Genomic DNA, 255 nt, shown 5'->3' with positions numbered 1-255 from the left:
CATTATTTGCAAGCAATTAAAGTGGCAAAAAAATTGGACGATTCTTTTTTCGCAGCAATGATTCATCACAACTTAAGCATTACATACTCAGAGGCGAAGCGGTCGCAGGATTGTCTTAATGCCATCAAGCATGCATTAAGAAATAAAGACTGGTGTGAATCATCGTATTATATAAATTCATTATATATGATTGCAAAAGAGCTGGTGATGATGGGGGAAAACAATAAAGCATCATATTATTTGAAAAAGGGACAG

1 pseudogene is annotated in these 255 nt (G+C 34.9%); it reads left to right on the top strand.

Going from position 1 to position 255, the window contains the following annotated elements:
* A pseudogene (locus SB764_RS42410) lies at positions 1-255 on the top strand (hypothetical protein); the annotation flags it as partial.

The sequence above is a fragment of the Paraburkholderia sp. SIMBA_027 genome (assembly GCF_046535315.1).
GTDB classification, from domain to species: Bacteria; Pseudomonadota; Gammaproteobacteria; order Burkholderiales; family Burkholderiaceae; genus Paraburkholderia; species Paraburkholderia tropica.
This window is presented reverse-complemented; position numbering and strand designations above follow the sequence as displayed.